This is a genomic window from Devosia sp. MC532 (assembly GCF_016461625.1).
In the GTDB taxonomy this organism is placed as follows: domain Bacteria; phylum Pseudomonadota; class Alphaproteobacteria; order Rhizobiales; family Devosiaceae; genus Devosia.
On sequence record NZ_JAEMNZ010000001.1, the window covers coordinates 321,167 to 345,606 of the forward strand.

Genomic DNA, 24,440 nt, shown 5'->3' on the forward strand with positions numbered 1-24,440 from the left:
TTAAGCCAAGACCATTTCAGCAGAAATAGACATATGTCAGACAAATTCATGTCCCGTCCGCTGTCAAGCCCAGACAAGCGCCATCATCGATCAGAAATGGGTTTCCAAGAGATGTCAGACAATTAAAATCGTCATGCTGGAAGTTGCTAAGGCCCGCTTACATACAAGGGTACAGAGTGTATTGCTTGAGTACGGCGGGCGGTGTTTGCGGCTTCAAAAAATTATACATTGCAAAGCGATACGGTGCCCATGTCTGAGCTCGAACCGGTCCTTCGTCAGGCCGATGCTAACCTCGAATCAAGCCTGCAGACCCTGTTTGATCTGGTCCGCATACCGTCCATCTCAACCGATCCGGCCCATGCCGCCGACTGTCGACGGGCCGCGCAGGCGCTGTCCGACTATCTCACTGAGCTCGGTTTTGACGCTTCGGTCCGCGACACCACCGGGCACCCAATGGTTGTTGCCCATCATGCGGGCCCGGACGACGAGAGCCCGCATTACCTGTTCTATGGCCACTACGACGTGCAGCCGGTCGACCCGTTGCACCTGTGGGACCATCCGCCATTTGAACCTGCGATCCGCATTGGGGCGAAGGGGCAGAAGATTATCTCCGGTCGCGGCACCTGCGATGACAAGGCTCAGCTGCTGACTTTTGTGGAGGCGGTGCGCGCCTATAAGGAGGTCAATGGCAAGCTGCCAGCGCGGATTTCCATCATCTTTGAAGGTGAAGAAGAATGCGGTTCGCCATCGGCGCGGCCATTCCTTGAGGCCAATAAGGACGAGCTTAAGGCCGATTATGTCCTCGTCTGTGACACGGGCATGTGGGACGACGAGACGCCGTCTATCTGCGCTGGATTGCGCGGGCTGGTGGGCGAAGAAATCAAGATTTATGCGGCAAGCCACGATTTGCACTCGGGCGGGTTTGGGGCGATTGCCGCCAATCCGCTGCATATTATCGGCAAGATTGTTGCTGGACTGCATGATGAGACGGGTCGCATTACCCTGCCCGGCTTTTACGACGGCGTGCACGAGACGCCACCGGAGCTGAAGAAGGTCTGGGATGCACTGGAAGCGTCTCGTCCGCATATGCTCGAGCAAGTTGGGCTCTCGATCCCGGTCGGGGAAAAGGGTCGCTCGATGTTGGAGCTGAACTGGGCGCGCCCAACAGCGGAAGTGAACGGCATCAGCGGCGGTTATGCGGGCGAAGGCTTCAAGACCGTCATTCCGGCGGAAGCCACCGCAAAAATTTCGTTCCGCCTGGTGCATGATCAGGACCCGCACAAAATCCGCGCGATTTTCCGGGACTACGTGCGCTCAAAAGTTCCGGCGGATTGCCGCGTTGAGTTCGGCGATCATGGCGCGGCGCCAGCGGTGCAGCTGCCTTACGACGCGCCAATTCTCGACAAGGCCAAGCAGGCGTTGAAGGGCGAGTGGGATAATCCGGCGATTGTCACCGGCGGTGGTGGGTCGATCCCGATTGTCGGCGATTTCCGCTCTATTCTGGGCATGGATGCTTTGCTCGTCGGCTGGGGCACGGCGGACGACCGCGGGCACGCGCCCAATGAGAAATATAACCTTAGCTCGTTCGAGAAGGGCATTCGCGGCTGGATCCGCATTCTCGACGCGATTTCAAAGCCATAGGGGCATTCTGTGACCGAAAATACTAAGGCCAAGTTCGCGCGCCTGCGTGAGCGTATGGCCGAGCAAAATGTTGATCTGATTGCGCTTGCACCAAGCTCCCACATGGACTGGCTGGTGGGTTTTCACCCAATGTTGTGTGAACGCCCGTGCCTGTTGCTGATCGGCCCTGAGCGCGAAGCGTTTGTCATGCCGGCGCTGAATGCGGAAGGCTCGCGGGCGGAGACGGATATCGCCTTCCATGTCTGGTCCGATGATATTGGGCCGAAGGAGGCGTTTCTGGCAGCGCTGGCCGATGTTGGTGCGACTGCGGCAAAGCACATTGGCTTTGACGAAACCATGCGCATCGACTTTGCCATGCTGTTGCTCGACGCCCTGCCCTCGGCCAAGCGCAGCTTTACGGACGATACGCTGAGCTATTTGCGCATGCGCAAGGATGAGCGCGAATATGCGGCGCTCAAGAAGAATGCGCTGATCGCGGACCGCGCCATGCAGGCGGCGTTCAAGGCTATTCAGCCCGGCATGACCGAAAATGAACTCATGGCGATCATCAGCGATCACTTTAGTTCTGAAAACGCGCCCATGCAGTTTGCCGTGGTTGGCAGTGGTCCCAATGGCGCATTTCCGCACCACCATACCGGTGACCGCAAGCTTACCGATGGAGACGCGATAGTGCTCGACATCGGTGGCCGCACGGATGGTTTCCCGAGCGATATCACGCGCATGGCGATAATCGGCCAAGGTCCGGATGGGTATGCGGAGATCCACGACATCGTGGAGCGTGCGGTGCAGGCGGCGTTGAAGGCGGCGGTTCCGGGCGCACTGGCGCGCGATGTCGATGCGGCGGCTCGCGGGGTCATTACCGAGGCGGGCTATGGCGAATATTTCGTCCACCGCACCGGTCATGGCATGGGCATTGGCGGGCACGAACCGCCCTATATCACCGCGTCGTCCGACACTGTTCTAGCCGAAGGCATGGTGTTCTCCATTGAGCCGGGTATCTACCTGCCGGGCCGCTTTGGCATTCGCCTTGAAGACATCGTCATTCTGCGCGCCGATGGGGCGGAAATCCTCTCGTCCCTGCCTCGCACAGTCCATACGGCATAGACATGAACCTCGTGGGCGTCAGGATGGAAGACCTGACGCTCATTTCTCACCTACGATCGGTCAATTATTTTCATGACCTATTGGAAGGGTTGGGCAAGTCGCGCGTATATATTGGATGAGCAACCGCCTCGCCAAAGTGATTGACCACCTGCCAGACCTGCGACGGTACGCGCTGACGCTAACGCGCGAGCCGCAGAATGCCGAGGATTTGGTGCAGGAAACGCTGGTCCGCGCCTATGAAGAGCGCCGGTCCTTCAAAATTGGTGGCTCTCTCAAAACCTAGCTCATGTCGATCATGCACAATTGCTTCGTCGATGGGTATCGGCGCAGCGTTGTTCGCACGAGTGCCGACAAGGCGCGAGTTGGCAGCGTAAGCTACCCACCCAATCAGGACGATGCCGTACAATTGAGCGAAGTCCGACGCGGCTTTCTGTTGCTCTCCGATGAGCAACGCGAGGCGCTGCACCTGATTGCCATTGAAGGGCTGACTTATCCCGAGGCTGCACAGGTTCTCAATGTGCCCGAAGGCACTTTGCTGTCGCGCGTTTCCCGTGCCCGCAAGGCGCTGCGCTCTGGCGAGCTTCTTAATCCCCCCAGACATCTCAAGATCGTAGGGAGTACCGACAATGACTGAGCACGTCACTGACGAGGATCTAACTCTCTATATCGATGGTCAAATTGATCCGCTGCGGCGTGTGGTGGTTGAACAGCACTTGGCGCGCAATCCCGAGCTGGCGGCGCAGGTGATCGACGAGCTGAGGGTGAACCACGAGCTCTATTTGAGCAGTGTTGGTGCGCCAGAGGCGATCCGCGTTTCATCGCTGGATCTCGCCCGGCGTCTACAAAACTCAATAGGTCGACGGGTCTTTTTCAACCGCCTGCGTCCCGTCGCAGCGGCCTGCGGTCTGGTGATGGTGGGCGCCTCAATCGGCGCACTGACCACTTCGGCACTCTCGCGCCCCTCCCCGATGCCCGATTATCTTGAGGCAGCGTTGCGCGCCCACGAAGTTAGTCAGGTGCGGGCGGTCATGACATCGCAGCCAGAGGTTCCCGAATACGATCCGGCGGAACTCCTCGCGGCGACAGCCATCGTCATGCCGACCCTGCCCGAGAGCTGGACCGTCGAAGACGTACAGGTTTATCCGTCCCGGTTTGGCCCCAGTGTCGAGATGTCCCTCAGTGCATCAGATTTGGGACGGGTTTCCATATTCGCAGCGCGCCCCGGCGACTTCGATGCGCACAACCCTACTGCCATCAGCGAGGGCAATGCCGTTCTCGCGCACTGGCAAATCGGGGAAATCGCCTATGCGCTCGTCGGCGCCAGCGATGAAGCAGAAATACTGAACGCAGCGCACATGCTCGCTGACACCTTATACTAATGGAGACGAGACAGATGTCATCCCAGCCCAACATGCGATGGGGTAATTCGGCCACCGCTTCGCAGAACACCGCCGTCTACGACGAAGGCCTGCGCCAGCATATGCTGCGCGTCTACAACTACATGGGCCTTGGCCTGGTCATCACCGGCCTCGTAGCCTTCTTCGTCGGCTCGACACCAGCCCTCTACGTGCCGATCTTCTCCTCGCCATTGAAGTGGGTTGTCATGTTCGCGCCGCTGGCGTTCGTGATGTTCTTCTCGTTCAAGATCAACAGCCTCTCCGCTGCTGCAGCGCAAGGCATATTCTGGGCATTCTGTGCGGTGATGGGCCTGTCGATGGCCTCCATCTTCCTGAACTTTACCGGGTCGAGCATCGCCCGTACGTTCTTCATCTCCGCTGCAATGTTCGGCGTGATGAGCCTTTACGGTTATACGACCAAAGCGAACCTCGCCAAGTTTGGCTCGTTCCTGATCATGGGCCTGATCGGCGTCGTTATTGCCTCGATCGTCAATATCTTCCTCGGCTCCAGCGTTCTGCAGTTCGCGGTCTCGATCATCGGCATTCTGGTGTTCCTCGGCCTGACCGCTTGGGACACACAGTCGATCAAGGATCAGTACGCAGAGCACAATGGTGCTGAAGGCAACCAGAAGCTCGCCGTTATGGGCGCACTGTCGCTCTATCTGAGCTTCATCAATATCTTCCAGCTGCTGCTCAGCCTGACAGGCCAACAAGACGAGTAAAGCTGAGGGGCGCTGCCGACCGATGGTCGGTGGCGCGCCTTTGCCGAGAGGGGGAATTTTATGTCGACAAAAGAGACCGCGATAAGCGGCGACGATGAAACGTTTAGTCTTTCAGCCAAGCTGGGCCAGATTGCCGGGCGCGTTGACCTGGATCGCATTTATATTCGCGACCTGCTGCTAGAGCTCGATCAGCGCGCTATCGCCGCCATGCTGTTTGTGTTCGCCGTGCCCAATACCATCCCGGTGCCGCCAGGCGTGTCAGGCGTGCTTGGAGCACCGCTCCTATTTCTGGCGGCTCAGCTGATGTTGGGACGCGCTCCATGGCTACCAGCCATCATCGCTGATCGCTCTTTTGCGCGCGCAGACTTTGCCCGCATTCTGGCCAAGGTTGGGCCATGGCTGGAGAAAGCCGAGCGGCTTATGCGCCCGCGCTTTTCCATACTGACAAAGCCACCGGCAGAATATCTGGTCGGCGCGCTCACACTCATTCTCGCTATCGTACTGTTTCTGCCCATTCCGCTGGGCAATATGCTGCCAGCTATCGCCATTTGCATCCTCGCGCTGGGTCTTATTCAGCAAGACGGGATCTGGGTTCTGGCCGGAACAGTGACCGGCATTGTCTCCCTCGTGATTGTCTCCGGCGTTATCGCAGCCTTCGCTTTTGCTGCATGGCTGGCGATATCGGCAATCTTTTGAAACGACCGCAGCCAGTGCCATCAACCCAATCAGGCGATCTGAAATGAACAGATCGACATCATCGGTCGTTCTTATGAATGACAGCACCCAATATCCAACTGACGAAGCCTTACAGGAGAAATATGTGCCGCTTCTTTTAGCGTGCATCAGGTGTCACAAATGATCGAACCAATATTGAATCTGCTGCTCGGCATAGCGATCATCATTATGATCATCGCTGTTGGCGGTTATTTCGTCGCTCAAGAATTTGCCTATATGGCCGTCGACCGCACCAAGCTGGCGGCGCAAGCGGCACAAGGCGACAAAGCCGCTGCGCGTGCCTTGCTTGTCACCAAGCAAACGAGCTTCATGCTCTCCGGCGCGCAGCTGGGCATCACTGTAACCGGCCTTATGGTTGGCTATGTGGCCGAACCACTCGTGGGCGGCGCCCTCGGCGCCATGCTTGGTGGGGTGGGTATCCCCACAGAAGTCGGTATTGCGACCGGCACCATTCTGGCCCTGCTCTTCGCGACTGTCGTGCAAATGATTTTTGGCGAACTCTATCCAAAGAACCTCGCCATCTCGAATGCAGAGCCGCTCGCAAAAATGCTGGCGACGTCGACGCTGTTCTATCTCAAGGCGATGGGCTGGATCATCAGCTTCTTCGACATGTCTGCGAACGTGCTGCTCAAGCTGCTGCGGATCGAGCCTGTTCACGACATCGACGTCAGCGCTTCGCGCGAGGATCTGCCACGCATTATCGCGGACTCCCGCAATAGTGGCGACCTGCCAGCCGAACTGGCCTGGATGATGGACCGTATTGTCGACTTCCCAGAGCGCGACGTCGAGCACGCTATGGTGCCACGCTCGCAGGTTGATTGGATCGGCCCGGAAACGACTATCGCTGAAGTGCGTGAGATGATGGCGCGTGCGCATACGCGTTATCCAGTGGTCGACGATGAAGAAGCGCCAATTGGCGTGGTGCATCTGTCGGACCTGCTCCCGCAACTGGAAACCGCGGACCCGAACGCCTCGGTGACCACCATCATGCGCCCTGCACTGGTTGTACCGACATTGATGGACCTGCCCGACGCCTTCGATAAGCTCGTCGGGACCAATAACCAATTGGCCTGTGTCATCGACGAATATGGTGGCTTTGCTGGCGTTTTGACGCTCGAAGATATCGCCATGGAGATCGTCGGCGAAATCACTGATGAGCACGACAGCGATGAAGAAGATGCCGTGACCTTTGATGGCGACGGTATCTGGATCATGGAAGGCGATGTGCACCTCGACGAAGTCGAACGCACGATTGGTCGCCCGATCGAGAAAGGCGACGTCGAAACCATTGCCGGTCTGCTTATTGCGGAAACCGGCGAACTGCCGGCTGTTGATGAAGTTGTGGTTGTGCAGCTCCCTGCCGATCAAGCTGAAGTCGCAGAGGGTATTCTGATTAGCCGTAGCCTGTCTGTGACTGTTCTCGAAGTGGAGCGCCATGTGCCCACCAGAGTACGCGTCCAGCTCATCGAGCAGGCGGAGTGATTGCCATGAAAGACCCAACATTCGTCATTCTAGCGACTATCGCTCTCATCGTTCTCAGCGCGTTTTTCGTGATCATCGAATTTGCACTGATTGGCGCTCGTCGTCGTCAGCTCGAAGAAATGGCCCCGCAGAGTGCTTCGGCCCGCGCAGCGCTGCGCGGCATGAACGACTTGACCCTCATGCTTGCGGGCGCGCAGCTTGGGATTACCCTGTGCACATTCGCATTGGGTGCGATCACCAAGCCCGCCGTAGACGCGGCGCTGGGCCCTATCCTGCTCAATGCCGGTGCTCCATTCTGGCTGGCCGATAGCGCGGCGTTCCTGCTGTCGCTGTTCTTCGTCACCTTCCTGCATCTGGTTGTTGGCGAAATGGCACCAAAGTCCTGGGCGATTGCGCATCCTGAAAAGGCGGCCGTTGCCATTGGTCTGGCCGCTGAGAGCTACATCTGGCCGCTGCGCCCTGTGCTCGGCGTGATCAATCGCATCGCCAACTCTCTCGTCCGTGCCTCAGGTGTTGAGCCTGTCGAAAGCACTGCTATCGGTGGGCAGGACGCGGCGACCATCCGTCAGCTCGTTGAACATTCGGCGAAGGTGGGCGTGCTGGAAACGGAAGTGCAACAACAGCTCTCGAGCCTGATCGATCTGGGCAGTGCTTCGGTAAGCCATTTGATCGCTCCGGGTGGCAAGCCCGTTTCGGTTGGCCCTAGGGCCAGTGTTGCCGAGGTGCGCAAGCTCGCCGAAACTTCGGGCCACATGCGGATTTTGCTGCTCGACGAGGGCGCATCCGGGCCCAAGGTTGTGCACGTTCGCGACACGCTTCTTGAGGGTGGGTCGGCGCCAGCCGCCAAGTTCGCGCGTGACGTTCTGGCTTTGCCAGAACACACGTCCGTCTACGAAGCTCTGGCCCGTATGCGTAAGGACGGCGAGCAACTCGCTATCGTCACCGCAGCTGACCGTATTCTGGGTGTCGTCACCATGGCCGACATTCTCAAACGCGTGCTGCCGCACACCGCGTAAGCAAAACAGGTGCAGTTCGTTTGAGCGAACTGCACCTGATGATCACTGTGTTAAACCCTTCGGCTTAGAAGGTCTCGTAAACTTCGGTGGCGGGGAGGGATAAAATCCGCTCCGCCATTTCGCTTTTTAGATATTCGAGACGCGCATTTTCGTCGTCCGTGCGATTGGCCTTTTTGCCCAAGGCGATGAACTCGTCCCGGACAATGCCCTCACGGATGCGAACGCTGACCGTGGTGCCGCGATAGCTCACGAGCCACACGTAGCGGGCCATGGTATCGCCGCGCTCGGTCTGCGCCAGATCGGGCTCAATCGAGAGACGATTTTCGGTCAGGCAACGGGTGACCATTTCCAAAGCATCGCGACCGCCCGGACCACCGAACGAGGTGCGGAAGGAGATTTCGCGGCGCTCAGGGATTGCTCCATCAGCCATGAGTGGGAGCGAGCGCTCCAAAACCTTGAACCCGTGGGCGACGCCGCCCGGAAAGCCGTGACCGTGATAGGACATGAGGTCGGCATAGGTGTAGGTCAGCGGCTTGCCGTTTTCCAAAACGGTGAGAGTGGTGGCAGTCATTAGAGGCAGTCCCGATCGAGTTCAGCGCGCATCCACGGCAAGAAGCCGTCGAGGAAGCGCGTGGTGGCAGGCATGAAGTGGCTGCCGTGGTGGTAGAAAGGATCGAGCGAGGTGATGATCATCCGGCCCTTGGTGGTCACTTCGTCGATATAGAGAATGGGCTTGCCGCTTTCGTTGACGGCGAGAACTTCGGCGCCTTCGGGAACATCGAACCAGCCGTGCAAGTGCCAGGTGATGTCCTTCTGGGTGAGATATTGGAAGAGGCTGTGCTCAGGCTTGGCGATGCGTACGCCAAGGTCTGCGCCGGGGGTGAGCCACCACCAGAAATTGGTCGGCTGTGGGGTGACCTTGATATTGGGCAGGAAGAGTTCGCTGTCGCTCTCGCCGGTGGCGATGATGGTGCCGCCCTTATCGAGATAATCGAGCAATTGCTGCTTGAGCGGCTCCATGCGGTCGGCTGGTGTGCGGCACGGGATCAGCACAACGTTGAAGGCGTTGAGATCAACATTCGTCAGGTCTTCGGGGCGCACGAGCTGATCGAAATATTGCGCGTAACGTGGCGCTTCAAAACTTTCGAGGTGGTAGTAAGTGCCGGGATTGATGGCGAGAATGGCCATTAGAGTTCTCCCGTGGTCCAAGCGATGATGCGGGGGGCGACAAGGGCGTGGTTCGGGTTTGGTCCGCCCATGCCACCGATGTCATTGCCAGCGTGGCTGAAGATGCGACCGCCGGTCGGGAGGCTCCATTCCCAATCGATCGGCAGATTGTCTGGGCCAATGCCATTGACCACGAGACCGCCTTCGGGAAGCGGGTTGTGGCCGCGACCATAGAAGCCTGCGACGCCCTTGTTTTCTTCAAAGGACGGCTGATCGACGCCTTCAAAAATTGGGTGTTCGTTGATGCGGGTCAGCACCAGATCGGCGCGTTTGGCTTTGATGATGGGCTGGTAGATTTTGAGCCCGCCAACCAGTTCGCGCAGGATGTGGCCATTGAAGAACCAATTGCCGTCACGTGCGAGGAAAGCCTCAAGATGCGGGCGCAGAGCAAGGAAGTTCAACTGGTCGATGTGGCTGGTGGTGATCAAGCCCTTGGCCTGAGCGAAATGCTCAGGTGTGAGGTCTTTCTCGCGCACGATAATGGCGTCGCCACGCTGCATCGCTAAATCAAATAGGCCCTGCGGTGTGCCGTAGTGCGAATGGATCAGCAGCAGTTTGCCGCTTGTCGGTTCAGTCATCGTTCTGTGTACCCTTCAACGTACAGGTTTTCGCCTAAGCGAGGTAGCGGTAGAGGCGCTGGGAATGGATGAGCGGGGTGCCACTCTGGGTGGTGTAGACCGCCTCGACAGCGCCAATGATGATGTGGTGCGTGCCCACGAAACTGGTTTGGAAGACCGAGCATTCAAAGCTGGCGAGGGCTGGGTTGAGGACTGGCAAGCCAGCCTCCCCGAGCATCCAGCGCGGATCGTCAAACCATCCCTCGGCAACGCCGCCGCAGCGACCGGCAAAGAGGTCAGCAATCCCCTGCTCGCTCGCTGTAAGAAGATTGACGCTAAACCGCCCATTGGTGAGCAGTTTTGGCGTGACCCGGCTCTTTTCGTTGAGACAGATCAGGAGCGTCGGCTTGTCACCATCGGCGGCAACCGATGTCATGGACGATACGCAGGTGCCATCGCGGCCGGCGGAACCGTCCGTGGCCACGATGCAAACCGAATTGGCGAATTGCGACATGGCGTTCAAGAACGCCTGCCGCGGAGGAACAGCCGCCGGAGCGGCCTCCAAATCTGCAGTACTCATTCGGCCAGAGCAGCCTTTCGCTCGGCTTCCGTGTCGATCAGCCAAGGCAACATACCAGCCAACATGCGGGTGGTTGCGGGCATGAAGAACGCGCCGTGATGGAAGAAAGGATCGAGCGTCGTGGCGATCAAGCGACCGGGCGCATAGGACACCTCGTCCTCGAACATCTGGCACTCACCATCGGCTGTCTCGACCAGAGATTTCTGGTTTTCGTGGAGCGGTTCGAAAGCGCCGTGGAGATGGAAGGTGACGTCTTCTTTTTTGAGATAATCGCAGACCACGTGATCGGGATCACTCATGCGCAAGCCAAGATCGGCACCGGGGGTCAGCCACCACCAGAAGTTGGTCGGCATTTCACGCAGGCCGATATTGGGCAGCCATGTATTGGGGAAGGTCTCACCCATGGCGACAAGGGTGCCACCATTGCGCATGAAGGCCTGGAACTGACGGCTCAGAGGCGCCAGATAATAGGCATTGGTGCGGCAAGGAATGATGACGATATCGAACTGGGTGAGATCGGTTTTGGCGACATCGCGCAGATAGACGATGTGATCGAAGAAGGTGGCAAATGGCTCCCGGGTGATCGCGTCATGATGATAGTGCTGGCCGCCGTCGATAACGGCAACAATAGGCTTCAAAACTGTGCTCATGCTGCCACCTGCGAGGTTTGCGCCAACCAATCGAAAATGGCTTGAATGACAGGTATGCCCTGCTCGGGACCTTCCAGCATCAGAACCGCCCAGAGCTCGACGCCCGAGTGGACGAAGATGCGACCGCCTTCGGGACGCTCGTAGAGCCAATCGACGGCTACATGATCAGGGCCAACCGAGTGAATGACTGTCGCGCCTGCGGGAGCAGGATTGGTGCCTCGTCCATAAAAGCCAGCAACGCCCTTGCGCAGGGTGAGCTGTTCGGCAGTGACGGAGGCAAGCATTGGGTGCTCGGTTTCGCGATGAATGACCAGCTCGGCTTTGCCGCGCTTTTCCATCGGCTCGTAGCGCTGCAATTCGGGCAGGAACGGGCGCGCCACGTGACCATTGATGACCAGCGTGCCGCCGCCATTGAGGTAGGCCTGCAGCTTCGCCGTGATCTCCACAAGGTGAACCTGATCGGCGCTCATGGAGATGATGACTGCATCGTAGACCGACCAATCGAGCCGGTCTGTGTCGTACTGCTGGTAGATATCAAGAGTGTGGTCTGCGACACGCAAAAGCGCAGGCGGGGGGCCACCGTAACTATTCTGCAAATAGAGAAAACGTCCGCTCATCTTTGTCTTTCTGTGCGTCAGGCCGCTGCGATCAGCTTGCGCGTGTAGTCATGTTGTGGGGTTTGGACGACAGCGTCCGCATCCCCGTGCTCAACGATCCGGCCTTCGCTCAACACAATGAGCCGGTCGCAGAAGTGGCGTGCCAAGGCGATGTCGTGGGTGATGAAGAGGAAGGCCGTGCCGTATTCGCGGCGAAGGTCTTCCATCAACTGCACGATTTCCATGCGCACGGATTGATCAAGCATTGAGGTTGGCTCGTCGGCGATGATCACCTTGGGGTCACAAACCAATGCTCGGGCGAAGGCGACACGCTGGCGTTGTCCGCCAGAGAGCTGAACCGGGCGACGGGACATGAAGTGCCCATCGGACGGGAGTCGTACTGCCGCTAATGCTGCCGCAACCTTGCGCCCGATAACGCCATCGTCGCGTTCCCCATGGATGCGCAGCGGTTCGGCGATAATGTCGCGAATGGACATGCGATTGCGGATGGACTGATACGGGTCCTGGAACACCATATGGACGGCGCGCGCCATGGTTTTACGAGCCGCACGACCCGCACCAAGCGGAGCACCGTTATAGGCAATCGAGCCGCTATCGGGCTTGATCATGCCCATGACCAAACGGGCAAGGGTCGATTTACCCGCGCCACTGCCCCCAACCAGCCCAAGCTTTTCGCCGGGACGCAGGGTGAAGGACACATCGTTTAGCGCTTTGTGCGGTGCGCCGAGATTGAGGCCCAAAACGGCGTTCGGATAGAAGGTTTTGGTGACGCCGGTAAATTCGATGACCGGATCGCCATTTGGGACGCCTTGTGGCCAAAGTTTTGGGTCGTCGATCTCTGGTAGGTTATCAAAAAGCGCCCGCGTATGGGCATGAAGAGCCGCCGTGCGCAGGCTTTCTGGCGCGCCGAGATCGACCAATTCGCCCTGATACATAACCGCCAAACGATCGGCATGGCGTGCGATCAAGGGGAGATTGTGAGTGACGAAAAGAATAGATAAATTAAGGCTTTGGCGGAGATTTAGCAGAAGTTGCATGATCTCTTCCTGCACCAGCACATCAAGGCCTGTGGTCGGCTCATCGGCGATCACCACCTCGGGCGTATTGCACAGGGCAATAGCGATGACGGCACGCTGGCGCATACCGCCCGAGAGTTCATGGGCGTAACTGTTGGCGTGCTTAGTCTCTAGGCCAACCTTGCCCAGCCACTCATTCACCTTGGCGGATTTTTGGACGCTGGTCAGCTTATCGCCACGCTCAAGAGCTTCCTCGATCTGCGCACCAATGGTGAGCACGGGATTGAGTGCGTTCATGGCACTCTGCGGGATAAGGGCGAACTTGCGCCCCCGCAGCGCACGAAGCTCTTCGGCGTCTTTTGCCAGCAGATCATCGTCACCAAGCCAGACCGCGCCGTGCGTGACACGGGCCGGATGGCGCAGGAGACGCAGGATGGCGAGCGAGAGTGTGGTTTTGCCGGAACCGGACTCACCGACAAGGCCCAAAAGCTCGCCCTTTTGGAGGGTCAGATCACAGGCCTTTACGGCGGTGTTGGTGCCAAACTCAGTGTCGTAAACAATGGTCAGGCCCTGAGCAGACAAGGCCGCGCCAGACTGCGGCGCAGCATGGGCGGGCGCTAGCGGCAGTGCCTGCTTCTTGACCTTGATGCGCGGCGCGAGCGAGGCGTCATAGCCAAAGCCGATGAAGGCCAGAGCCAAAACGGTGAGCGAGACGGCTATGCCGGGCGGCAAGATCCAATAGATCCAAGTGCCGGTGAGGAAAGCGGCGCGCGCATTGGCGTGGAAGAGGATCGACCCCCAAGAGTTTTGGAGAGGATCGCCAAGACCCAAAAAGCTCAGCGAGGTCTCGACCATGATCGCCGCAAGGGCGATGCGCACGAACTGCGGCACAATGAGAGGAGCAATCTCTGGCAGGATATGCTTGAGACCAACGAACCAGCCCCCTGCCCCCATAGCAATGGATGCCTCAACATAACCGGCTGAACGAATGGACAAAATTTGCGCGCGTAGCTCACGCACCGGGCTCGCCCACATGACGAGCGCGATCACAATGATCTGCGTCTGGATGGAGGCCCCGAAATAGACGCCCAGAACGATGACCAGCGGCATGAACGGCATGGCTTGCACCACATCGATGAACCGCATGACGAGGCGATCAACCCAGCCGCCATGATAGCCAACGAGAATGGCAACGGCGGTGGCAATCACGGTCGAGACCGTGGCAACCGAGAGCCCGACAATGAGAGAGACGCGGGCGCCATAGAGCAGCTGGGACCAGATGTCGTAGCCAGCGTCGTCACAGCCCAGAATATGGGCGGCGCTCGGCGTTTCGAACGGCGCGCAGCTTAGGGCGCGCGGCAGATAGCCCGCAAAAAGCGGCGCCATGACCGCAAGCAGAACAATGACGCCCAGCATGGTAATGCCCAGCCATTGCACCTTGCCTGTGGCTGTCGAGAACGGCGCGATGACGCGTCTGGTATTGGAATAGTGTGCTGTCGACATGGACTTAACCCGCCCGCCGCGTGCGCGGGTCAATCAGGGGATAGAGAAGGTCGGTGACAAAGTTCGCGGCGATGATCGAAATCGTGGTGATGACGAACAGGCCCTGCAAAAGCGGATAGTCGCGCGAGTTGACGCCTTGAACGATGAGACCGCCGAGACCGGGATAGGAGAACACGGTCTCGATGATGAGCGAGCCGCCAATGAGGGCGCCAAGACCCATCATGGTGTGGGTGTAGAGCGGCAGCAGCGCATTGCGGAACGCGTGCTTGAAGAAGATCTTGCCCTCGGACACGCCCTTGGCGCGGGCGAACATGATGTAATCCTGATCAAGCGCCATCTGCATGGAGGAGCGGGCAATCAGAAGGACCGAGGTGGTTTGGACAATGGCGAGAGCCAGCACAGGCATAATCAACCGCAGCCCCACCCCTTGGAACCAATTCAGGCTCGGGAAGGACGTGCCCACTTTGTAAGCACCGTAGGATGGCAGCCAACCAAGGGTCGTCGAGAAGAGAATGATCAGCATCATCGCCAGCCAGAACGGCGGCAGTGAACCGACGAAAAGCACGCCGCCCATGGTGGCAATGTCGGCAATTTCACCGCGCTTCCAGGCGGACATGACGCCTAAGACCGTGCCGATCACAGTCGAGATGACCAGCGCAAAACCCATCAGCAGCAGCGTCCACGGCAGCTTCTGGATGAGGGCATCCCACACGGGCATTCCCAGCTTGATCGACATGCCGAAATCGCCGGTGAATATGCCGGTGAGATAGTTCCAGAACTGCACGTGGAGGGCATCATGGATGCCAAGTTCCCTCGCGACCTGCGCCACCTGCTCTTCGGTCATGGTCTCAACGACGTCTGCGCCGAGCAGAGCGTTGATGGGATCGCCGGGCGCCAAACGGGGCAAGAAGAAGTTCGCCGCGAGAGCCGCGAGCAAAGTCAGCAGATACTGCAGTGTCGTGCGCAGATAATACATGGACCGAAACGCCAAAAAGCCCGCGCGACCGAAGCCGCGCGGGCGAGCCAGACTTATTCCGCGATCAGTTGATCGATGGAGTCGGAGGTGCCGATACGGCCAGCTTCAGGCAAGAAGGAGTATTTGTGGAAGATGCCGTAGCCGAACGAAGAGGCGTAGTTGTCGTAGGCCTTCCAGTTGTAGGCAAACAGACCATCTGGGTACCAGAGCATGAAGCGGCTCGGGTATTTCAGTTCATATTCCTGCAGCTTGAAGTGAGCGTCCTGACGCGTTTCGCGGCTGTCCGCTTCCCACCACTCATTGTAGAGGGCCAGACGTTCAGGTTCGCTGTCGAGCAGCGTCTTCATCTGCGGGCTCGAATAGAACTGCATGTACTGGTCCTGATCGGCCAGACCGTGCGGGGTAATTTCGGAGATGGAGAACTCGTAATTGCCATCGGTGGTTAGGCTGTTGAAGGTGGCAGCGTCCACGGCCTCAACATGGGTCTTGATGCCCACGGCATCGAATTGCTCGACCATGACTTCGGCAGCACGCACATAGAGCGGCTGATTGGTCGAGACCACGATGCGCCAATCGAACGGCGTGCCATCGGGCAGATCGCGATAGCCATCACCATTGGCGTCGATAAAGCCAAGGGTTTCAAAGCCAGCCTTGGCCGCTTCGGCATCGAATGGCACTTCAAGACCTGGCTTGGTCCAGGTGCTATCAAGGTGCGGCCAGCCGTGCTTACCGGACTGCGCGCGACCGAGCATGACGCGCTCGACCATTTCTTCAGGATTGATCGCGAGCGACAGGGTATTGCGCAGATCGCGGTTGTTGAACACCGGATCATTGAGGTTCATCTGCATCCAGGTGCCCCAAAGGGTTGGCGCCTGCGCGATCTCGATATTGGGATCGTCCTTCCACTGCGCGACCATTTCAGGCGGCAGAGCGCGGGCAGCCCCGTCGATTTCGCCGGACTTCAGGGCCGCAAAGATCGTCTGCGGGTCCTTGATCATGACCAGCGTCAATTCCTTGACCGTTGGCGCGCCGCCCCAGAATTCTTCGTGCGCTTCAAAGCGGTAGAATTCGTCGGCCTTGTATTCGACCAGCTTGTAGGGGCCGGTGCCAATGACCGGATCGGTCATGGTGCGCGGGTCTTCGATGCCTTCCCACTGCTTCTTCTGCATGATCGGCAGCTCGGGCGCGGTGACGAGATCGAAGTTTGGCATGGGGCGCGGCGCGGTAAAGCGGACGCGAGTGGGCGAAACCAGCTCAATGGTTTCGATGCGTGGCACGTCAGAGACGTGGTGAGTCCAGCGGTTTGCCGGGCCGTTGAGGTAAAGATTGTAGGTGAAGACGACGTCTTCGGCGGTCATGTCAGTGCCGTCGTGCCACTTAACGCCCTGACGGATTTCCGCTTCCCAGATGCGCGCGTCTTCCGACACCTGCACAACTTCAGTCGCCAGCCACGAGCGACCCTTGGACATATAGGGCGATGGCTCAAGCAGTTTATCGAGGGCCAGATACAGCACCCAATCGTTCCAGCTGTTGCCGATCGTATAGGTGGTGATGTTGGCGGCGGTGTTCCAAATGCCGATGGTCAGGCTATCAGCAGTCTTTGGACCCTGATTGTTGACCGTGCTGAGGATGCCCGCAGCCGTGTGAGGGCTGCCATTGCCAGCTTCAGGATTAGCATGGAGCCTCGCATCGTGAGCAGAGCTAGGCGCGGCAAGGCATAGGGCGAGCGCAACAGCACTCGCACCCCGAAGGAGTGAACGACGCATTTGGAAGATCCGGTTTTGTAAACTGGGCTACAAGCACCCTTAACCGGACTACTAAACTCATGTTAAGATCAGATCAAGAGATTCCTGAACTTCATTGTCATGTTTATGTGAACCCGCCTCATGGTTTCTAAATAGCTAAGGCAGGTCATAAAATTCAGCGGTGAGTTTAAAGGTCAGCTTGCCAGTTTTGCTGTAGATTCTACACACTGGAGGGTTCCACGTGACCGAGCTATCCCCACAAGCGTCTATCGTCGTACACGGCATTACCACTGTTTCAGGCCGCTATTCACTTGGCGCGAGACCTGCTCACGCTGGCCTCAACCTGTTTGCTTGCCGGTTACGTATGATTGCAACGACCAGTCTGGGCGTGGCCGCACCGATTATTCCGCAATTGGGGGACATGGTTACGGCACGCTTTGCAGCTTTTGGTGCCCTGCAGGGCCCGGTGACACGGCGCCTCGAAGATGGGTTTGAGATGGCTTTGCTCATGAGCAGCGCGCGCACATTAGAGCATAACGAACGCATCAACAATTTCACTGAAACACTTTGGACGGAAACCACCAACCGCCGTAGTAGCGAACGTCTGCTACCGAAAAACCCGCGTACCATCATTTGCCGCGGACAGGATGAGTGGCCACAGCCATGCCTCGTCATCGACTATTCCGGTCGCGGGGCAGCGGTCTCAGCTCCGTTCCAACCGGCAATCGGGGAACTCGTCACCATCGGTCAGCTTGAAGGGGCGGTCGTGCGCCTCTTCGACATCGGCTTTGCTGTGCAGTTTACAGAGCACTATTCCACACGCGACGCGCAATTGGCGCTTGAGGCGCCCAAGGATTGGCGTCACGCCATGCGCCGCGCATTTCCCAGCCTATAAAAGAAAAAGGGGCCCGAAGGCCCCTTCCCCAAACTCTGCCGATTAGGCCGAGTAGTACATTTCGTATTCGACTGGGTGTGGGGTCATTTCGACACGCAGCACTTCAGCCATCTTGAGCTCGATGTAAGCGTCGATGAAATCGTCATCCATCACGCCGCCGACCTTGAGGAACTCACGGTTCTTGTCGAGGCTTTCCAGAGCTTCGCGGAGCGAACCGGCGACGGTCGGGATTTCCTTGAGTTCGTCCTTTGGCAGTTCGTACAGATCCTTGTCCATTGGCTCGCCTGGGTGGATCTTGTTCTTGATACCATCAAGACCAGCCATCAGCAGTGCGGTGTAGGCAAGGTATGGGTTCGCCAGTGGATCTGGGAAGCGAACTTCAACGCGCTTTGCCTTCGGCGACTGGCCGAATGGAATACGGCACGACGCCGAACGGTTACGAGCCGAGTAAGCCAGCAGAACTGGAGCTTCAAAGCCTGGAACCAGACGCTTGTAGGAGTTGGTGGTCGGGTTGGTGAAAGCGTTGATCGCCTTAGCGTGCTTGATGACGCCGCCGATGTAGTAGAGGCAGTCCATCGAGAGACCAGCGTACTGGTCGCCAGCGAAGAGTGGCTTGCCATCCTTCCAGATCGACATGTGGCAGTGCATGCCCGAACCATTGTCGCCAAAGACTGGCTTTGGCAGGAAGGTTGCAGTCTTGCCGTAGGAGTTAGCAACCTGCTGAACGCCATACTTGTAGATCAGCACGTCGTCAGCCGATGCGATCATGGTCTTGTACTTCAGACCAAGTTCGTGCTGAGCCGATGCCACTTCGTGGTGGTGCTTTTCAATGATGACGCCCATTTCGCCGAGGGCTTCGAGCATTTCACCGCGCATGTCCTGCGCGTTGTCCAGCGGTGGAACTGGGAAGTAGCCCTTCTTGATGCCGATGTGGTGGCCGTTGTTGCCGCCTTCGAAGTCTGCATCGTTGTTGGTTGGCAGTTCTGCCGCGTCAACCTGGAAGCCAACCTTATAGGTGGAGGTCGAGTACTTCACGTCGTCGAAGATGAAGAATTCTGGTTCTGGACCGAAAACGACGGTGTCACCAACACCAGACGACTTGACGAGACCTTCAGCCTTCTTCGCGATCGAACGTGGGTCGCGGTTGTATGGCTGGTAGGTTGCTGGCTCGAGAATGTCGCAGTTGATTGCGAGGGTCTTGGCAGCAAAGAACGGGTCGATGTAAGCGGACGCCGGATCTGGCATGAGCACCATGTCGGACTCGTTGATGGCCTTCCAGCCAGCAATCGAGGAACCGTCAAACATCACGCCGTCTTCGAACATGTCGGCGTCGACAACAGACACGTCCATAGTAACGTGCTGAAGCTTACCGCGCAGGTCGGTAAAGCGCACGTCCAGGTACTTGATGTCCTCGTCTTTCATGCGCTGGATGATGTCGGCTGCGGTCGTCATTTGGGTCTTTCCCCTGTCTTGCGGAAACGGTTGTATTCAGTCGGGTGCGATGCGCTCGGTCTAAGGGGACTTAGAGCGCGTCGTCACCAAATTCGCCGGTACGGATGCGGATCGCTTGTTCGATCGAGTAAACAAAGATCTTGCCGTCGCCGATGCGCCCTGTCTGGGCTGCTGCACGGATAGCTTCGATTGCCTTTTCGGCGACGTCGTCGGTGCAAACCACCTCGACCTTCACCTTTGGCAGGAAGTCCACGACATATTCAGCGCCACGATAGAGCTCCGTGTGGCCTTTTTGGCGCCCAAAGCCTTTGGCTTCGGTCACAGTGATGCCCTGCAGACCTACTTCCTGCAGTGCCTCTTTTACTTCGTCGAGTTTGAACGGCTTTACGATAGCCTCGATCTTTTTCAACTCATGCCTCCATGGCCACTTTCGGCAATTACCGCCAATACATATGCATAGGGTGTGCCAACTCACGCAAGCTTCAAGAAAACCATATTTTCCATAGCCTTAGTCAATAAGCGAAAAACAGTGTAGCACGGGCAAAGTGAGGTATATGCACAAAGTTTAGGCGACGCGCACAGATTTACAGCCCAGTCACCACAGGACAGGGATTTGGTGCCGCAGTTTTAAGCTGCGCCCTTGTACAATGTCAGAAGGGTGTGGCAGTGACTTCTATTCGCCACCGGCATTGTGCGCTGCTCAGCTCGGAGCTGCAGCACGCTCTAGAGCGGTGCATAACATGAGAAATATGCGATCAGCACATCACACAAGGGTGGTGATCGCCCGTACTCACGACGCCAAACGCTAGATGCGAAAAAAGCGGCATCACGGCTGCCGCTTTTTCAATCAGATTAAATCTGAAACCACTCAACAGGTGAGTGATGGTGCGCCCGGAGGGACTTGAACCCCCACGCCGTGAAGCGCTGGAACCTAAATCCAGTGCGTCTACCAATTCCGCCACGAGCGCGCTGTCGGCTTGCTATGATATTGTCATAACGGGGTCAATGCCCTGCCCTCATTCTCCTCAACTCAAGGCACAGAATCTTGTGAAACAGCCGACTCTGGCGCGTTCAATCATGTGGAAAACTGCGCAGTGAACCCGCTCCCTCACCACTTGATTACCGCGCCAAGATGCAACCACATGAAAAATCGCAGGTTTGCTAGGGTATCCGGCGTTTAGACAGGCATAGCAATGCTTGCACCAAGCCCGAATAGCCTCTATACGCCTCCATCAACCCGGCCTGAGGCCGCGCTTTGTTTTGGCGCGTCCAAATGATGGATTGGTGAAAGTGTCGACCCAACAGATGGGTTTTGTGCTTTCAAGCCCTGTATTTAACGCGGGGTAAGAAAAGCAAACGGCTCATCTGGCGCGAAATTTTCGCGTGGCCTCGCCTCCTGAATCAATGCGTCATGCCGTTGGCCTAACGAGATCAAACAAGACGGGAATAGACCCCCATGCAGGTAACTGAGACCCTCAACGAAGGCCTGAAGCGCAAGCTCAGCGTCACCATTTCGGCCGCTGACCTTAACGCGCGCCTCGACACCAAGCTCGAAGAGCTCAAGGGCCAGGCTAACATCAAGGGCTTCCGTCCCGGCAAGGTGCCGACCGCTCACATGAAGAAGGTCTATGGCCGTTCGGCTATGTCCGAAGTCATGACCGACGCGATCAACGAAACCGTTGCTAGCGCGCTCGACACCCGCAAGGAACGCGCAGCTGCTCAGCCAAAGGTTGATCTGCCGCAGGATCAGGCAGTGATCAACGACGTGCTCGACGGCAAGACCGATCTGGCATTTGAAGTTGAATACGAAGTTCTCCCACCAGTAACACTGATGGACACTGCTGGCGTCAAGATCACCAAGCCAGTGATCGAAGTGACCGACGCAGAAGTCGACGTCGAAGTGAACCGCGTTTTCGCACAGAACCGCGGCTACACCGACAAGGGTGATGGCGCAGTTGTCGAAAACGGCGACCGTCTAGGCCTTTCCTTCGTTGGCAAGATCGATGGCGTTCCATTCGATGGCGGCACCTCCGAGCACGCTCACCTGACCGTTGGTTCGGGCGAATTCATTCCTGGCTTCGAAGAACAGCTCGTCGGCCAGAAGAAGGGTGAAACCAAGACCATCAAGGTTACCTTCCCAGCTGACTACCAGAACGCTGATCTGGCCGGTAAGGAAGCAACCTTCGACGTCACCATCCTGCATGCTGACGGCCCGAACGCTGGCGAACTCGACGACGAATTCGCTAAGAAGCTCGGCCTCGAAGACGTTGCAGCTCTGCGCAAGATCATCCGCGAACAGATGGAATCGGCTCTCGCTTCCATGGGTCGCCAGCACATGAAGCGCCAGGTTCTGGACGCTCTCGATGACGGCCACAAGTTCGACGTTCCAGCTCAGCTGGTTGAAGCTGAATTCGCCACCATCTGGCAGCGCGTTGAGCACGAAGTGCAGTCGCACGGCCGTTCCTTCGAAGACGAAGGCACCACCGAAGAAGCAGCTCGTGAACAGTACCGCCGTATCGCGGAACGCCGCGTGCGCCTCGGCCTCGTCGTTGCCGAAATCGGCAACACCAAGGAAGTTCAGGTTTCGGACGAAGAGCACCAGCAGGCGCTTATCGCTGAAGTCCGTCGCTTCCCAGGCCAGGAACAGCAGGTTTACGACTACTACCGCAAGAACCCACAGGCTCTCGCAAGCCTGCGTGCTCCAATCTTCGAAAACAAGGTCGTCGACCTGATCATCGATACCGGTGCAATCACCGAGAAGAAGATGACCCGTGAAGAGCTCGCAAAGCTCATCCAGGCTGACGAAGACGAAGTGCCAGAAGAGCACCACCACTAAGATCTGAGCATAGCTCAAACGAAAGCCGCCCTCCGGGGCGGCTTTTTTTTATTCTTTGTTACCGATCACAGCCATTTTGAGTGAACCTTTTGGCGTCTGCCACATTGCCACTACGCACTGTGGAGTCTGAAATCATGAGCTATATTTCATCCGCCTTTGCCCCCCAGCCGCAAGTCGATCGCGATCGACGCATAGCACTTGGTCTTGATGCGAAGAACTTCGCGCGCCGTGCGGGCATCACGACTGGCGAACTGCATGAATATGAGCTGACCCAAGAGAGCCAAAGCTTCGATTCAGAAGTGGCGGCGCGGATCGGTGAAATGCTGTCCGCCCTTGAGGCCCGCAGTCCGCTTTAGCCCCAGCTGACCATCCCATAATAAGCAACACCAAAAAGGATTTCATTATGGACCATACTCGTCACACACCCCTTTCCGTTACCGAGCTGAACGCTGCCGTTTTAGAAGGCGCGACAATTTACGGCCCGGATGACCACCATGTCGGCAAGGTCGCCCATGTTCACGGACTTGGCGCAATTTCGCAGGTTGTCGTTGATGTCGGTGGCTTTCTCGGCCTCGGCGCAAAGCCGGTCGCTCTGAACGTGTCAGACCTCAATTTCATGCGTGACGAGGACGGCAATGTGCACGGCGTCACGCGCTTTACCAAAGATCAGCTAAAAGCTCTGCCAGAGCATGTTGATCGCTGAACACTGACCTGACCTCCAGTCAGTTGGTGAGAACGGGAGCTCCTCGCGGGGCTCCCGTTCTTTTTAGAGAGCGGCAGCCATCTCCGCGAAAAAGTCTTCCGGACTGTCAACTTCGACCAGCCGCTTGCCCTTGATCTGCAAAAACCGCGTCCCAACCGCCCGCAGAAACGCACGATCGTGACTGACGATAATGGCTGTGGCGCCCTGCCCGCAGATATCGTCCTCAAGCTGTTCTTGCCCGGGGATGTCGAGGTGATTGGTCGGCTCATCCAGCAAATAGAAATTGGGCTTGGCCAATCTTAGCGCCAAGAGCGCGACACGCGCCCGCTGACCAAGGGACAGTGTCGCCATTGGCTTGGTTTGCTTCTCGGTGGCAAAACCCGCGCCCGCCAACAGCGCAATCGTCCGCCGATCGCCCTCGTCAAACCGCTCCAATAGGTAATCAAGTGATGACCGATTGGTGGGGAGCCAAGCGAGGGCTTGGTCCATATATCCGGGCACAAGCTGGGGCGAGAGCCGCACACCGTCAACCACATCGCCCGCAAGTGCCTCTGTAATGATGCGCATGAATTGGGATTTGCCAGCACCATTTGCGCCTAAGAGGACAACCCGATCTCCCTGAAAAATATGCAGCTTTTCAATTGAGAATAAGGGAATAGTATTCGGAGTGGTAACGACAAGGCTACTGATCGCCATCATAACGCGCGCGTCGGCGCCGCTGTTGCCGAGCTTGACCAAGCCCGTCCGGTCGCGATGCACCTCTTGGACTTTGTTTTCAATTTTCTCGGCACGCTCGCGCAACTGCTTGGATTTCACCGTCAGCAGATCGCTGCCCGAGTTGATACCGATATTGGTCAGCTTCGCGGCTTGCTTGCGCAGCTGAGTGGCTTCTTTGAGATCACGCTCGCGCTGGGCTTGGGCCGCCGCATCGACGCGATCAAGCTCTGCCCGGGCCGCCGAATAGGCAAGCGGCAGATAGACGGGCTCGTCCGGACGCAGGAACAGTGTTCTATTGGTTACGCGATCGAGAAAGGCCCGATCGTGGCTAGCGATAACCACCGGCATGGATTTCGCCGCATAAGCGAGCCAATCCTCAAGCGCGACGATGCGAGAGAGATCGAGATGGTTGGTGGGCTCGTCCATCAGCAAGCCATCTGGTTCGCCAACCCAACAGCGCGCCAAAAGCGCCATGCGCTGCCACCCACCACTCAACTGGTTCAGAGCCTTGTCGCGAAACTCTTCTGGGATGGAGAATTCCTCCAGTACCACATCAACACGCCAGCCTTCGCTTTCGAGCTGGCTGCGGTCGAGCCCCGTGCCAACGAAGTCGCGCAAGGAGAGCGTGAGGAATTCCGACGGAATGTCCTGCGGAATATAGCCGAGTTTCAAGCCCCGCGAGCGCGTGATCGCGCCTTCGCTCAATTCAAGCTCCCCCGCCAGGGCCCGCAAAAGCGTAGACTTGCCACGCCCGTTTGGCGCCACAAGGCCAACACGGTCGCCATCAGCGATGGAAAGAGTGAGATTGGAGAATAAGAGATCGCCCGCACGGTGGCCGGCATTTTTGAGACTGAGAGTGCCCATGGATT

At 57.7% G+C, this 24,440-nt stretch carries 23 protein-coding genes, 1 tRNA gene and 1 pseudogene; 12 read left to right on the plus strand and 13 right to left on the minus strand.

What is annotated here, in order from left to right:
• The first annotated feature begins 249 nt into the window (after positions 1–249).
• The 8 genes and pseudogenes from JHC09_RS01465 (at position 250) to JHC09_RS01500 (ending at position 8,097) form a co-directional block, all read left to right on the plus strand.
• Complete coding sequence (locus JHC09_RS01465; RefSeq protein ID WP_199530529.1) at positions 250–1,641, plus strand: M20/M25/M40 family metallo-hydrolase; 1,392 nt, start codon at positions 250–252, stop codon at positions 1,639–1,641.
• Between the two features lie 9 nt (positions 1,642–1,650).
• Positions 1,651–2,745 carry a Xaa-Pro peptidase family protein gene (locus JHC09_RS01470; RefSeq protein ID WP_349236495.1) on the plus strand — a complete coding sequence of 365 codons (1,095 nt, stop codon included), beginning with the start codon at positions 1,651–1,653 and terminating at the stop codon, positions 2,743–2,745.
• A gap of 115 nt (positions 2,746–2,860) precedes the next feature.
• A pseudogene (locus JHC09_RS01475) lies at positions 2,861–3,379 on the plus strand (sigma-70 family RNA polymerase sigma factor).
• Positions 3,372–4,124: an anti-sigma factor gene (locus tag JHC09_RS01480; RefSeq protein ID WP_199530530.1), complete on the plus strand. Its 753-nt coding sequence runs from the start codon at positions 3,372–3,374 to the stop codon at positions 4,122–4,124. The pseudogene JHC09_RS01475 and the gene JHC09_RS01480 overlap by 8 nt, the downstream one beginning before the upstream one ends.
• A 14-nt stretch (positions 4,125–4,138) precedes the next feature.
• Positions 4,139–4,864: a Bax inhibitor-1/YccA family protein gene (locus JHC09_RS01485; RefSeq protein WP_248308828.1), complete on the plus strand. Its 726-nt coding sequence runs from the start codon at positions 4,139–4,141 to the stop codon at positions 4,862–4,864.
• Positions 4,865–4,924: 60 nt separating this feature from the next.
• Positions 4,925–5,560: an exopolysaccharide biosynthesis protein gene (locus tag JHC09_RS01490; RefSeq protein WP_199530531.1), complete on the plus strand. Its 636-nt coding sequence runs from the start codon at positions 4,925–4,927 to the stop codon at positions 5,558–5,560.
• 159 nt (positions 5,561–5,719) lie between these two features.
• On the plus strand, positions 5,720–7,081 hold the full coding sequence (locus JHC09_RS01495; RefSeq protein WP_199530532.1) for a hemolysin family protein: 1,362 nt from the start codon (positions 5,720–5,722) through the stop codon (positions 7,079–7,081).
• Positions 7,082–7,086: 5 nt separating this feature from the next.
• Entirely contained in the window at positions 7,087–8,097 is a 1,011-nt protein-coding gene (locus JHC09_RS01500) for a CNNM domain-containing protein (RefSeq protein WP_199530533.1), read from the plus strand.
• 64 nt (positions 8,098–8,161) lie between these two features.
• Here the strand turns inward: JHC09_RS01500 and JHC09_RS01505 are convergent, their stop codons facing one another.
• Genes JHC09_RS01505 through JHC09_RS01545 form a run of 9 tightly spaced genes read right to left on the minus strand, consistent with a single transcriptional unit; the run spans position 8,162 to position 16,989 of the window.
• Positions 8,162–8,668, minus strand: a complete 507-nt coding sequence (locus JHC09_RS01505) for a hypothetical protein (RefSeq protein WP_199530534.1) — start codon at positions 8,666–8,668, stop codon at positions 8,162–8,164.
• Positions 8,668–9,285 (minus strand): hypothetical protein, encoded by a 618-nt coding sequence (locus tag JHC09_RS01510; RefSeq protein WP_199530535.1) that lies wholly within the window; start codon positions 9,283–9,285, stop codon positions 8,668–8,670. The genes JHC09_RS01505 and JHC09_RS01510 overlap by 1 nt, the downstream gene beginning before the upstream one ends.
• Positions 9,285–9,902 carry a hypothetical protein gene (locus JHC09_RS01515; protein WP_199530536.1) on the minus strand — a complete coding sequence of 206 codons (618 nt, stop codon included), beginning with the start codon at positions 9,900–9,902 and terminating at the stop codon, positions 9,285–9,287. The genes JHC09_RS01510 and JHC09_RS01515 overlap by 1 nt, the downstream gene beginning before the upstream one ends.
• Before the next feature lie 34 nt (positions 9,903–9,936).
• The gene (locus JHC09_RS01520) at positions 9,937–10,461 is read right to left on the minus strand and encodes a flavin reductase family protein (RefSeq protein ID WP_199530537.1); all 525 of its coding nucleotides are present in this window, start codon (positions 10,459–10,461) and stop codon (positions 9,937–9,939) included.
• Complete coding sequence (locus JHC09_RS01525) at positions 10,458–11,111, minus strand: hypothetical protein (RefSeq protein ID WP_199530538.1); 654 nt, start codon at positions 11,109–11,111, stop codon at positions 10,458–10,460. Before JHC09_RS01525 ends, JHC09_RS01520 begins: the two co-directional genes overlap by 4 nt.
• The gene (locus JHC09_RS01530; RefSeq protein ID WP_199530539.1) at positions 11,108–11,728 is read right to left on the minus strand and encodes a hypothetical protein; all 621 of its coding nucleotides are present in this window, start codon (positions 11,726–11,728) and stop codon (positions 11,108–11,110) included. Before JHC09_RS01530 ends, JHC09_RS01525 begins: the two co-directional genes overlap by 4 nt.
• 17 nt (positions 11,729–11,745) lie before the next feature.
• Positions 11,746–14,247 (minus strand): ATP-binding cassette domain-containing protein, encoded by a 2,502-nt coding sequence (locus tag JHC09_RS01535; protein ID WP_199530540.1) that lies wholly within the window; start codon positions 14,245–14,247, stop codon positions 11,746–11,748.
• A 4-nt stretch (positions 14,248–14,251) separates the two neighbouring features.
• Positions 14,252–15,223 carry an ABC transporter permease gene (locus JHC09_RS01540; protein ID WP_199530541.1) on the minus strand — a complete coding sequence of 324 codons (972 nt, stop codon included), beginning with the start codon at positions 15,221–15,223 and terminating at the stop codon, positions 14,252–14,254.
• Positions 15,224–15,276: 53 nt separating this feature from the next.
• Positions 15,277–16,989: an ABC transporter substrate-binding protein gene (locus JHC09_RS01545; RefSeq protein ID WP_199530542.1), complete on the minus strand. Its 1,713-nt coding sequence runs from the start codon at positions 16,987–16,989 to the stop codon at positions 15,277–15,279.
• Positions 16,990–17,209: 220 nt separating this feature from the next.
• Between JHC09_RS01545 and JHC09_RS01550 the strand changes: the two genes are divergently transcribed.
• Entirely contained in the window at positions 17,210–17,863 is a 654-nt protein-coding gene (locus JHC09_RS01550; protein WP_199530543.1) for a hypothetical protein, read from the plus strand.
• A gap of 42 nt (positions 17,864–17,905) precedes the next feature.
• Here JHC09_RS01550 and glnA read toward each other — a convergent pair whose 3' ends face one another.
• The 3 genes from glnA to JHC09_RS01565 form a co-directional block, all read right to left on the minus strand.
• The gene (glnA, locus tag JHC09_RS01555) at positions 17,906–19,315 is read right to left on the minus strand and encodes a type I glutamate--ammonia ligase (RefSeq protein ID WP_182395571.1); all 1,410 of its coding nucleotides are present in this window, start codon (positions 19,313–19,315) and stop codon (positions 17,906–17,908) included.
• Positions 19,316–19,385: 70 nt separating this feature from the next.
• Positions 19,386–19,724 (minus strand): P-II family nitrogen regulator, encoded by a 339-nt coding sequence (locus JHC09_RS01560; protein WP_169194061.1) that lies wholly within the window; start codon positions 19,722–19,724, stop codon positions 19,386–19,388.
• Between the two features lie 474 nt (positions 19,725–20,198).
• A tRNA-Leu gene (locus tag JHC09_RS01565) sits at positions 20,199–20,283 on the minus strand.
• 488 nt (positions 20,284–20,771) lie between these two features.
• Here JHC09_RS01565 and tig point away from each other — a divergent pair.
• The 3 genes from tig (at position 20,772) to JHC09_RS01580 (ending at position 22,854) form a co-directional block, all read left to right on the plus strand.
• Complete coding sequence (gene tig / locus JHC09_RS01570; protein WP_199530544.1) at positions 20,772–22,151, plus strand: trigger factor; 1,380 nt, start codon at positions 20,772–20,774, stop codon at positions 22,149–22,151.
• A 134-nt stretch (positions 22,152–22,285) separates the two neighbouring features.
• Positions 22,286–22,507 (plus strand): hypothetical protein, encoded by a 222-nt coding sequence (locus tag JHC09_RS01575; protein WP_182395568.1) that lies wholly within the window; start codon positions 22,286–22,288, stop codon positions 22,505–22,507.
• Between the two features lie 47 nt (positions 22,508–22,554).
• Entirely contained in the window at positions 22,555–22,854 is a 300-nt protein-coding gene (locus tag JHC09_RS01580; protein WP_169194064.1) for a PRC-barrel domain-containing protein, read from the plus strand.
• Between the two features lie 63 nt (positions 22,855–22,917).
• Here the strand turns inward: JHC09_RS01580 and JHC09_RS01585 are convergent, their stop codons facing one another.
• Positions 22,918–24,435 (minus strand): ABC-F family ATP-binding cassette domain-containing protein, encoded by a 1,518-nt coding sequence (locus JHC09_RS01585; protein ID WP_199530545.1) that lies wholly within the window; start codon positions 24,433–24,435, stop codon positions 22,918–22,920.
• Positions 24,436–24,440 lie beyond the last annotated feature (5 nt).

Bases quoted from the DNA above. Each gene is read 5' to 3' on its own strand.
- JHC09_RS01465 (WP_199530529.1), top strand. From the start codon at position 250: ATGTCTGAGCTCGAACCGGTCCTTCGTCAGGCCGATGCTAACCTCGAA.
- JHC09_RS01480 (WP_199530530.1), top strand. From the start codon at position 3,372: ATGACTGAGCACGTCACTGACGAGGATCTAACTCTCTATATCGATGGT.
- JHC09_RS01485 (WP_248308828.1), top strand. From the start codon at position 4,139: ATGTCATCCCAGCCCAACATGCGATGGGGTAATTCGGCCACCGCTTCG.
- JHC09_RS01490 (WP_199530531.1), top strand. From the start codon at position 4,925: ATGTCGACAAAAGAGACCGCGATAAGCGGCGACGATGAAACGTTTAGT.
- JHC09_RS01495 (WP_199530532.1), top strand. From the start codon at position 5,720: ATGATCGAACCAATATTGAATCTGCTGCTCGGCATAGCGATCATCATT.
- JHC09_RS01500 (WP_199530533.1), top strand. From the start codon at position 7,087: ATGAAAGACCCAACATTCGTCATTCTAGCGACTATCGCTCTCATCGTT.
- JHC09_RS01505 (WP_199530534.1), bottom strand. From the start codon at position 8,668: ATGACTGCCACCACTCTCACCGTTTTGGAAAACGGCAAGCCGCTGACC.
- JHC09_RS01510 (WP_199530535.1), bottom strand. From the start codon at position 9,285: ATGGCCATTCTCGCCATCAATCCCGGCACTTACTACCACCTCGAAAGT.
- JHC09_RS01515 (WP_199530536.1), bottom strand. From the start codon at position 9,902: ATGACTGAACCGACAAGCGGCAAACTGCTGCTGATCCATTCGCACTAC.
- JHC09_RS01520 (WP_199530537.1), bottom strand. From the start codon at position 10,461: ATGAGTACTGCAGATTTGGAGGCCGCTCCGGCGGCTGTTCCTCCGCGG.
- JHC09_RS01525 (WP_199530538.1), bottom strand. From the start codon at position 11,111: ATGAGCACAGTTTTGAAGCCTATTGTTGCCGTTATCGACGGCGGCCAG.
- JHC09_RS01530 (WP_199530539.1), bottom strand. From the start codon at position 11,728: ATGAGCGGACGTTTTCTCTATTTGCAGAATAGTTACGGTGGCCCCCCG.
- JHC09_RS01535 (WP_199530540.1), bottom strand. From the start codon at position 14,247: ATGTCGACAGCACACTATTCCAATACCAGACGCGTCATCGCGCCGTTC.
- JHC09_RS01540 (WP_199530541.1), bottom strand. From the start codon at position 15,223: ATGTATTATCTGCGCACGACACTGCAGTATCTGCTGACTTTGCTCGCG.
- JHC09_RS01545 (WP_199530542.1), bottom strand. From the start codon at position 16,989: ATGCGTCGTTCACTCCTTCGGGGTGCGAGTGCTGTTGCGCTCGCCCTA.
- glnA (WP_182395571.1), bottom strand. From the start codon at position 19,315: ATGACGACCGCAGCCGACATCATCCAGCGCATGAAAGACGAGGACATC.
- tig (WP_199530544.1), top strand. From the start codon at position 20,772: ATGCAGGTAACTGAGACCCTCAACGAAGGCCTGAAGCGCAAGCTCAGC.
- JHC09_RS01575 (WP_182395568.1), top strand. From the start codon at position 22,286: ATGAGCTATATTTCATCCGCCTTTGCCCCCCAGCCGCAAGTCGATCGC.
- JHC09_RS01580 (WP_169194064.1), top strand. From the start codon at position 22,555: ATGGACCATACTCGTCACACACCCCTTTCCGTTACCGAGCTGAACGCT.
- JHC09_RS01585 (WP_199530545.1), bottom strand. From the start codon at position 24,435: ATGGGCACTCTCAGTCTCAAAAATGCCGGCCACCGTGCGGGCGATCTC.